This is a genomic window from Streptomyces sp. NPDC058683 (assembly GCF_042716195.1).
Lineage (GTDB): Bacteria > Actinomycetota > Actinomycetes > Streptomycetales > Streptomycetaceae > Streptomyces.
On the sequence record NZ_JBHXSK010000034.1, the window covers coordinates 43038 to 52512 of the forward strand.

Genomic DNA, 9475 nt, shown 5'->3' on the forward strand with positions numbered 1-9475 from the left:
CCACGACGCACCCGTACCCGACGAACTATCGTGCGTCCCATGAGCGATCGAGCGGTGCTGCACGTGAAGGGCCGGGTCCTTGTGGGGCCTGACGAAGTCCGCGACGAACTGTGGATCGTGGACGGCCGTATCTCCTACGACCGTCCGGCCTACGCCCGTGACATCACGACCGTCGAAGGCTGGGCCCTCCCCGGCTTGGTGGACGCTCACTGCCATGTCGGCCTTGGCCCACAGGGCCCGGTCGACGCGGCGACCGCCGAGAAGCAGGCCCTCACCGACCGCGAGGCCGGCACGCTGCTGATCCGGGACGCCGGGTCGCCCTCCGACACCCGCTGGGTCGACGACCGCGAGGACCTTCCGAAGATCGTCCGGGCCGGCCGGCACATCGCCCGCACTCGCCGCTACATCAGGAACTTCGCCCACGAGATCGAGCCGGACGAGCTGGTCGCGTACGTCGCCCAGGAGGCCCGGCGCGGCGACGGCTGGGTCAAGCTGGTCGGCGACTGGATCGACCGCGACCTCGGCGATCTGTCCCCCAGCTGGCCGCGGGACGCGGTGGAGGCGGCGATCACGGAGGCGCACCGGCTCGGCGCCCGGGTCACCGCCCACTGCTTCGCCGAGAACTCGCTCCAGGACCTGGTCGAGGCCGGCATCGACTGCATCGAGCACGCGACGGGCCTGACGGACGAGCTGATCCCCCTCTTCGCCGCGCGCGGTGTCGCCATCGTCCCGACCCTCGTCAACATCGCCACCTTCCCCGACCTCGCGGCGGGCGGCGAGGCCAAGTTCCCGCGCTGGTCGGCCCATATGCGCCGGCTCCACGAGCGCCGCTACGACACCGTCCGCGCCGCCTACGACGCCGGCATCCCGGTGTACGTCGGCACGGACGCCGGCGGCAGCCTCGCCCACGGCCTGGTCGCGGGCGAGGTCGCCGAGCTGGTCACCGCCGGGATCCCGCCCGTCGACGCGCTCGCGGCGACCAGCTGGGCGGCCCGCGCCTGGCTCGGCAGGCCCGGCCTGGAAGAGGGCGCACCGGCGGACCTGGTGGTGTACGGGAGCGACCCGCGCGCGGACGTACGCGTCCTCGCGTCCCCCCGCCGGGTGGTGCTGAACGGGCAGGTCGTCGAGTAAAGGAACGCCTGTGCCCGGCGGCTCGAATACATTCACGGAAAGTCCACTAATGAGTGAAGTAACGGAGGATTGCCGCCTGTTCATCCACAGTGCGTAATTCTTGGCGGGTCCCGAGCAAGTTTCCTCTGGGGGTCCCACCACCTTGAACAGCGACACGTTCCGCATGCCCGCACGCCGTCTCGCGACCGTCGCGACGGCCACCGTCCTGGCCGCAGGTCCCGCGGTCCTGGCCGGCGCGGGCACCGCACACGCGACCACCGACCAGGGCCGCGCGAGCGCGGTCGTCCTCCGCACCGGCCTGGACGTATCTCTTCTTAACAAGACCGTGAACGTCCCGCTCGCGGTCTCCCTGAACGAGGTCCAGGCACCGCAGAGCGCCGACCGCACCGCGCTGACCGTCACGCTCGACGGAGTGGACGGCGGCAAGCCGTTCACCGTCCTCGGCGCGGACGTCGCCTCGGCGAAGGCGACCGTCTCCGACAGCCTGGCCGAGGGCTCGGTCCACCTCGCGCACGCCCGGCTGCACCTGCCGGGCCTGCCCCTGCTGTCCCTCGTCGAACTCGACACGGTCACCTCCAAGGCCACCTGCGAGACCGGCAGGCAGCCGGTGGCCTCCGCGAACGTGCTCGGCGCCGTCACGGTCCTCGGCAAGCGGGTGACGCTGAGCGCGGGCGGCCCCACCGACGTCAAGGTCCCCGGCGTCGGCGAGGTCCGCCTCGATCTCTCCCAGCGCGAGACGACATCGAACACGGCGGCGGTCAGCGCCCTCGAACTCAAGATCTCCGTGAACCCGCTGAAACTGAACGTGGCCGACGTGGAAGGAACGTTGACCCTGGCGAAGGCGACCTGCGAGACACCCCCGGACCCGGCCGACCCGTCGGACCCGGCCGACCCGGTGACCGACGTCAAGCCCCAGGGCGCCCCGGCGAAGGAGACGAAGCTGGCGGAGACGGGCGGGAGTTCGGTGACGTCGTACGTGGCGGGCGGTGCGCTGGCGTTGCTCCTGGCGGGCGGAGGAGCGGTGACCGTGGTCCGACGCAAGCGATAGCGCCCCCTGAGGGGCGCGGGGCGGTAGTCGATCTGCGGCTACCGCCGCGCGGGCGCGACCAGCCACAGACGACCGGCACCCGACAACGGCGCGCAGTTCCCCTCCCTTCAGCCGCGTATCAACATCAACGCCTGATCCAGCGCCTGCAAGAACCCGTTCACCGTCCCCCGGTCCCGCACCGCGATCCGCACCCACTCCTCGTCCAGCCCCGGAAACGTGTCCCCCCGCCGCACCGCATACCCCAACACCCGCAGCTGCCGCCGCACCGCGGCCGCCCCGGCCATCCGGACGAGCACGAACGGCCCCTCCGCGGGCCCCGCCACCCACACCCCCTCCGGCGCGAACTCCTCAAGTCCCGCCACCAGATGGGCCCGGTCCGCCGCCCCCCGGTGCGCCGCATGCGCCGCCTCGGCCAGCGCCCGCGGCGCCACACACGCCTCGGCCGCCACCAACGCCGGCGCCGACACCGGCCACAACGGCTGCGCCCGTGCCAGCTCGGCGATGATCTCCGGTGCGGCCAGCACGTAGCCGACCCGCAACCCGGCCAGCCCCCAGGTCTTCGTCAGACTGCGCAGCACCACCAGCCCCGGCACATCGGTCCGTCCGGCCAGCGCCTCCCGCTCACCCGGCACCGCGTCCATGAACGCCTCGTCGACCACCAGCGTCCGCCCGGGCCGGGCGAGCCGGGCGATCGCCTCGGCGGGATGCAGCACCGACGTGGGGTTGGTCGGATTGCCGATCACCACCAGGTCGGCGTCCTCCGGAACGACCGCCGGATCGAGCCGGAACCCGTCCGACTCCCGCAGCAGCACCCGGTCCACGGTGTGCCCCGCGTCCCGCAGCGCCGCCTCCGGCTCGGTGAACTGCGGATGCACCACCACCGGCCGGCGCACCTTCAGCGCACGCGCCAGCAGCACGAACGCCTCCGCCGCGCCCGCCGTCAGCAGCACCCGCTGCACCGGCAGCCCGTGCCGCGCCGCGACCGCCGCCCGCGCCGCCCGCCCGTCGGGGTAGGCCGCGAGACCGCCCAGCGACCCGGCGATCCGCTCCCGCAGCCAGACCGGGGGAGTGTCGGCCCGCACATTGACCGCGAGGTCGACCAGCGCGGAACCGCCGTCACGGACCTCGGCGTCGCCGTGGTGCCGCAGATCGTGCCCGCCCCCGGAGCCGCCGGGACCGCCGTCAGTGCGCATGCGCGTGCCCGCCGTGGTGATGATGGTGGCCGTGGTGGTCGCCGTCGTCGTCGGGATGGAAGTGCGGCTGCTGGGGCAGCCCCACCTTGTCCTCGAAGCCGGGCAGCGCGATGCGGTACACACACGAGTCGCAGTTCATCCGCACCTCGTCCGCGGTCGCCTCCCGGTACCGCTCCATCACCAGGTCGAGCAGCTCCGGCTCGGGCCCGATGACGTCCGCCGAGCGCACCTCGGCCTCGGGGTGCGCGGCCGCCCAGCCCTCGGTCTGCTGCCGCACCCGCTCCGGCAGGATCCCGGTGAACAGGAAGTAGGGGAGGACGACGATCCGGCGCGCCCCCAGTTTCAGGCACCGGTCGAGTCCGCTCGGCACGTCCGGTGCGGCCAGCGACACGAACGCCGTCTCCACACCGGCGTAGCCGCGCCCCTCCCACAGCAGCCGCGCCGCCCTGTGCACCTCGGCGTTGGCGTCGGGGTCCGTGGAACCCCGGCCCACCAGCAGCACGGTCACGTCCGCCCGGTCCATCGGGGCGCGTTCCCCGCCGGCGCCCAGCGCCTCGTCCAGCCGCCGCTCGAGGACGGCCAGCAGCGAGGGGTGCGGGCCCAGCGGACGCCCGTACGTGTACGAGATCCCCGGGTGCCGTTCCTTCTCCCGCGCCAGCGCGGCCGGGATGTCGCCCTTGGCGTGCCCGGCGGAGACCAGCATCAGCGGTACGGCGGCGAACCGTCGTACCCCCCGCTCGACCAGATCGGCCACGGCCTCGCCCAGCGGGGGCGGGGACAGCTCGATGAAGCCGCCGGCGACGGGCAGTTCGGGGTGGCGGCGCCCCAGCTCCCGCACGAAGTCACGGAACGCCTCGGCCCCGGCTTCGTCCCGGGTGCCATGGCCGGCGATGAGCAGGGCGGGCGGGGTGGTCACAGCGTCTCCTCGGAAGTGGGGTGGTACAGCAGGGCGTTGAGCGCGGCGGCGGCGACCGCCGAGCCGCCCTTCTCGGACACGTTGCTGACGGCGGGCAGCCCGCTCTCCCGCAACGCGGCCTTGGATTCGACGGCGCCGACGAAACCGACCGGCAGACCGATGACGAGTGCGGGGGAGGCGTCCAGCGTCAGCAGCTCCTCCAGGGCGGTCGGCGCGTTGCCGATCACCCAGAGCGCACCGGGGCCCACCTGCTCGTACGCGAGGCGGATCGCGTGCGCCGAACGGGTGAGCCCGGCAACGGACTTGGCGTCGCGCAGCCGGCACACCGTCTCCCGGCGGGTGATCCCGGCGGCGACCATCTCCACGTCCACGACGACCGGCGCCCCGGCGTGCAGCGCGGCATGCGCCTTCACCAGGTCCTCCTCGTCGGTCACGAGGTCGCTCGCGTACTCCAGGTCGGCGGCGGAGTGGACGACCCGCTCCACCACGGCGCGGGTCAGCGGCGGGAAGTGCGAGGTGTCCAGGCGGGCCCGCAGCCGCCGGAAGGACTCCTCCTCGATGGGATGGACGACCCGGTTCATTCGGCCCCCTCCGGAGCGCTCTCCTGCCAGCGGTAGCCGCGCGGGGTGACCATGCGCCCGGCGATGTTCCGGGTCGCGGTGTTGCCCACGGTCACGACGGTCATCATGTCGACCCATGCCGGGTCCAGCGCGCCCAGGGTGGTCACCCGGCTCGACTCGTCGGGGCGCGAGGCGTTGCGGACGACACCGGCCGGCGTCGTCGGCTCGCGGTGCTCGGCGAGGATCGCGAGCGCCTTCGGCAGCTGCCAGTCACGGCCCCGGGAGCGCGGGTTGTAGAAGGTCACCACGATGTCCGCCTCGGCGGCGGCCCGTACCCGGCGCTCGATGACCTCCCACGGCGTGTGCAGGTCGGACAGGCTGATGGAGACATGGTCGTGGCCGAGCGGCGCGCCCAGGATCGCCCCGGCGGCGAGCGCCGCGGTGACCCCCGGGACGCCGATCACGTCGATGTCGTCGGAGGCTTCGGCGAGCGCGGGGGAGGCCATCGCGTACACGCCGGCGTCCCCGCTGCCGATCAGGGCGACGGCATGCCCGGCCCGCGCCTCGGCTACCGCGGTCCGCGCCCGCTCCTCCTCGGCGCCGAGCCCCGACTCCAGGACGCGGGTACCGGGCCGCAGCAGGTCGCGGATCTGGTCGACGTACTGGTCGAGCCCGACGAGCACGGAGGCGCGCCGGAGTTCGGCCTTGGCGCGCGGGGTGAGCAGGTCGCGGGCGCCGGGTCCGAGCCCGACGACCGCGAGCCGGCCGCGCGCGAGGCGTCGTACGACGGCGCAGGTCGCCATGGCGGGCCGGCCGTCCTCAGAGGCCGACTTCCGCTTGGGGACGAGGAGTTCGCCGCCGCGCACCAGGGCCGCGGCCTCCGCGACGGACGGGGTGCCGACGGCGGCCAGCGGCGCGTCGGAGGGGTTGGGCACCGCCACCGTGGCCAGCTCCTCGGCGGAGTAGGTCACCAGGGGGACCCCGAGCCGTGCGGCCGCCTCGACGATGCCGGGCTCCTCGGCCTTGGCGTCGACGGTGGCGAGTTCGGCGATGCTACGAGGGGAGAGTCCCGCGTCCCGCAAGGCCCCCTCGATCAGGGTGAGCACCTCGTCCACCGGAGCGCCCTTGGAGGCGCCCACGCCCACCACCAGGGACGGCGGCCGCAACAGCACCTCGCGCTCGGCGGCTTCGACCGCGCGGTCGGTCAGCCGGACCGTGTACGCGCCCTGCCCGGCCAGCGGCAGCGGGGGCAGCGGCCACGTCAACTCGGTGCGCAGGGCCACCGGTTCACCGTCGAGGAGTGCCCGTGACACGGTCGCCACCGAGCCCTCGACCGGGAAGCCCAGGGTGTCGAGGCCGGACAGTCCGACGGAGTCCGTCGCGGTGGTCACCACCGGCTGCGCGGCCAGCATCTCGCCCACCTCCCGGGCGAGTTCGTTCGCACCGCCCGCATGCCCGCCGACCAGGGACACGGCGAACCGCCCGCCCTCGTCGACGCACACCACACCCGGGTCCGCCGTCTTCTCGCCCAGCAGCGGGGCGATCAGCCGGACCACCGCACCCGTGGCCAGGAAACACACCAGTTGCCCGCACTCCGCGAACGCGGACCGCACGGCGTCCCCGACCGGACCGTCGTACACCCGCGTGCGGTCCGGCCACGCCGCGGCCAGCCGGTCGCGTGCCGCCGCCCCCGCCGCGGTGGCGGAAATGAGGCCGATCACTGAGCAACTCCTTCTTCGGAGGGTTCTTCGGAAAGGGGGATTCGATTCCCCCACAGCAGGAACACGGGATTGGCCGCCGCCAGCCGGGTCACGTCCCCCGGCAGCGGCGCGAGACGCGAGGACTGCAGCAGCACCCCGTCGCAGGAGAACCCGGCACCGGTCAGCGCCTCGCGCGCCGCCGGCACCCGGTCCAGGGCGGCCAGCGCCACCACCACCGACCGCCGGGCCCGCAGCGCGCAGGCACCGACCACAGCGGGCAGCTCACGGCCGCCGCCGCCGACGAACACGGCGTCGGGATCGGGGAGTCCGGCCAGGACCCCGGGCGCCGTACCGTGCACCACGTCCACGTACACGCCGTGCGCCCGCGCGTTGGCGGCGATCCGCTCGACCCCGTCCCCGGCCTTCTCCACGGCGACGACGGCCGCCCCCAGCCGCGCGCACTCCACCGCCACCGACCCGGAACCCGCGCCGACGTCCCAGACCAGGTCGCCGGTCCGCGGCCCGAGCCGGGCCAGCGCCAGCGCCCGTACCTCGAACTTGGTGATCATCGAGTCCCGGTGCGCGAACTCCCGCTCGTCCAGGGCCCATCGGGCAGGCCCGGCGGGCACCCCGGCGACGGTACGCACCGCACCGAGCGCCCGTGCCGGGTCCAGGCACAGCACCACGCTGACGTCCGCTCCCCAGTCCCGGCCGGCGGCCTCGGCGGGCGTGACCCACTCGACGCGCTCCCGCTCGGGGTCACCGAGCGCGCTCGCGACGACGAGCCGCCGGTCCGCCGGCACCGCGGCCCCCAGCTCCGCCGGGCCCGCCCCCGGACCGGTCAGCACCGCCACCTTCGGATGCGCCCGGCAGACGTGGACCGCCGTACGCGGCTCCCGCCCGTGCGCGCTCACCACCACCGCGTCGTCCCACGGCAGCCCGACCCGTGCGAAGGCGGCGGCGACGGACGACACCCCGGCCCGCACCTCCAGCCGCTCCGGCCCGAACCGCTCGGCCAGCGCCCGCACGATCCCGAAGAACCCGGGGTCGCCGGAGGCCAGCACGGCCACGGACCGGTCCTTGCCTGCGTACTCCTCGATGGCGTCGAGCGCGGGCGCCAGCGGCCCGAGGACGATCCGCTCGGCGCCCTCCGGCAGTCGCACGGCGTCCAGGTGCCGCCGCCCGCCGACCACCAGCTCGGCCCCGGCCAGCGTCTCCGGAGCCAGAGGCGCCCCCGTCCCCGTACCGATGACCGTGATCATGTACTGGCCCCCCGCTCGCGCAGTGCCTTCCGCGCCTGAGGGTCGGCCTTGCGGAAGCCGTGGAAGTGGCCGGGGTGGTACAGGTGCGAGCGGGTGCCGTGGGCGTCCAGGGCGGGCCCGACCAGGAACAGGGTGTGCTTCCAGAGCCGGTGCTCCTTGACCGTCTCCTCCAGCGTCTCGATCGTGCACTTCACGACCAGCTCCTCCGGCCAGGTCGCCTGGTAGGCGACGACCACCGGCGTCGACGTCGGATAGCCGCCCTCCAGCAGCTCCCGCACCAGCTGCCCGCTGCGCGCGGCGGAGAGGAAGATCGCCATGGTGGTGCCGTGCCGGGCGAACTCCCGTACCTCCTCACCCGGTGGCATCGGCGTCTTGCCGCCGCCGAGCCGGGTCAGGACGACGGACTGGGCGACCTCGGGGATGGTCAGCTCGCGCTGGGCGAGCGCGGCGACGGCCGAGAAGGAGGACACACCCGGCACGATCTCGACCTCGACGCCGATCCCGGCACACCGGTCGACCTGCTCCTGGGTACCGCCCCACAGGGCCGGATCGCCGGAGTGGATCCGGGCGACCCGCAGCCCCTGCGCCCGGGCCCGCTCGTAGACGGCGACGACGTCCTCCAACGACATCGTGGCCGAGTCGAGGATCTCGGCGTCCTCGCGCGCGTGCTGGAGGACCTCCGCCTGGACCAGGCTCGCGGCCCAGATCACCACGTCGGCCTCGGCGATCGCGCGCGCGGCCCGGAACGTCAGCAGATCGGCGGCGCCGGGGCCGGCACCGACGAAGGTCACCTTGCCGGCGGGGGCGTCGCCGGAGGCAGCGGCATCGGTGGAGGCAGCGGCATCGGCCATGGAAAATCGGTCCTCTCTGGACAAAGGGTGTTACGGGTGCTGCTGGATGTGCGCTGGGGCGGGTCGATCGGATAGCAAGGGCACATGGCGGTCTTCGTCGCGCTCGGCGCGTTCCTGATGACGCTGGCCGGCGGCTGGACGGCACAGCGCGTGACCGACCGTCGCCATCTGGTCCTGGGCCTGGCCGGCGGCCTGATGCTCGGGGTGGTCGGCCTCGACCTGCTGCCGGAGGCCCTGCACGCGGCCGGCCGGGAGATCTTCGGCGTACCGGCCGCCCTGCTGCTCTTCGTGGCCGGATTCCTGCTGGCCCATCTGGTGGAACGCACGCTGGCCCTCCGCCAGGCCGCGCACGGCGGCGCCGAGCACGGTCACCGGGCGCCCGAGGTGGGCCTGACGGCGGCCGGCGCGATGGTCGGGCACAGCGCGATGGACGGCGTGGCGATCGGCGCGGCCTTCCAGGTGGGCGGCGGCATGGGTACGGCGGTCGCGCTGGCCGTGATCGCGCACGACTTCGCGGACGGCTTCAACACGTTCACCATCACGAGCCTCTACGGCAACGCGCGCCGCCGGGCGATAGGCATGCTGGTCGCCGACGCCTGCGCACCCGTCCTCGGCGCCCTGTCGACCGTCTTCCTCACGATCCCGGAGACCGTGCTCGGCTGCTATCTCGGCCTCTTCGGCGGCGTCCTGCTCTACCTGGCCGCCGCCGAGATCCTGCCCGAGGCCCACCACGAACACCCGGCCCGCTCCACCCTGCTGTGCACGGTGGCCGGTGCCGCCTTCATCTGGCTGGTGGTGGGCATCTCGGGCTGAG

Annotated in this window: 9 protein-coding genes; 3 read left to right on the forward strand and 6 right to left on the reverse strand. The window is 74.1% G+C overall.

Features of this window, described 5'->3' with window-relative positions:
* Positions 1-39 precede the first annotated feature (39 nt).
* The gene (locus ACFWXC_RS32745; RefSeq protein WP_384484217.1) at positions 40-1131 is read left to right on the forward strand and encodes an amidohydrolase family protein; all 1092 of its coding nucleotides are present in this window, start codon (positions 40-42) and stop codon (positions 1129-1131) included.
* A 142-nt stretch (positions 1132-1273) separates the two neighbouring features.
* Positions 1274-2179 (forward strand): SCO1860 family LAETG-anchored protein, encoded by a 906-nt coding sequence (locus ACFWXC_RS32750; protein ID WP_384484219.1) that lies wholly within the window; start codon positions 1274-1276, stop codon positions 2177-2179.
* Between the two features lie 107 nt (positions 2180-2286).
* Here the strand turns inward: ACFWXC_RS32750 and cobC are convergent, their stop codons facing one another.
* Genes cobC through cobM form a run of 6 tightly spaced genes read right to left on the reverse strand, consistent with a single transcriptional unit; the run spans position 2287 to position 8661 of the window.
* Positions 2287-3372, reverse strand: a complete 1086-nt coding sequence (gene cobC, locus ACFWXC_RS32755) for an Rv2231c family pyridoxal phosphate-dependent protein CobC (protein ID WP_384484221.1) — start codon at positions 3370-3372, stop codon at positions 2287-2289.
* Positions 3362-4288 carry a sirohydrochlorin chelatase gene (locus ACFWXC_RS32760; RefSeq protein WP_384484223.1) on the reverse strand — a complete coding sequence of 309 codons (927 nt, stop codon included), beginning with the start codon at positions 4286-4288 and terminating at the stop codon, positions 3362-3364. The genes cobC and ACFWXC_RS32760 overlap by 11 nt, the downstream gene beginning before the upstream one ends.
* Entirely contained in the window at positions 4285-4869 is a 585-nt protein-coding gene (locus ACFWXC_RS32765) for a precorrin-8X methylmutase (RefSeq protein ID WP_384484225.1), read from the reverse strand. The genes ACFWXC_RS32760 and ACFWXC_RS32765 overlap by 4 nt, the downstream gene beginning before the upstream one ends.
* A complete protein-coding gene (gene cobJ, locus ACFWXC_RS32770) occupies positions 4866-6569 on the reverse strand; it encodes a precorrin-3B C(17)-methyltransferase (RefSeq protein ID WP_384484227.1) in 1704 nt (567 codons plus the stop codon). The genes ACFWXC_RS32765 and cobJ overlap by 4 nt, the downstream gene beginning before the upstream one ends.
* The gene (cbiE, locus tag ACFWXC_RS32775; RefSeq protein WP_384484229.1) at positions 6566-7810 is read right to left on the reverse strand and encodes a precorrin-6y C5,15-methyltransferase (decarboxylating) subunit CbiE; all 1245 of its coding nucleotides are present in this window, start codon (positions 7808-7810) and stop codon (positions 6566-6568) included. The genes cobJ and cbiE overlap by 4 nt, the downstream gene beginning before the upstream one ends.
* A complete protein-coding gene (cobM, locus tag ACFWXC_RS32780) occupies positions 7807-8661 on the reverse strand; it encodes a precorrin-4 C(11)-methyltransferase (RefSeq protein WP_384484231.1) in 855 nt (284 codons plus the stop codon). Before cobM ends, cbiE begins: the two co-directional genes overlap by 4 nt.
* Before the next feature lie 84 nt (positions 8662-8745).
* Between cobM and ACFWXC_RS32785 the strand changes: the two genes are divergently transcribed.
* Positions 8746-9474: a ZIP family metal transporter gene (locus tag ACFWXC_RS32785; RefSeq protein WP_384484233.1), complete on the forward strand. Its 729-nt coding sequence runs from the start codon at positions 8746-8748 to the stop codon at positions 9472-9474.
* The last annotated feature ends 1 nt before the right edge of the window (position 9475 follow it).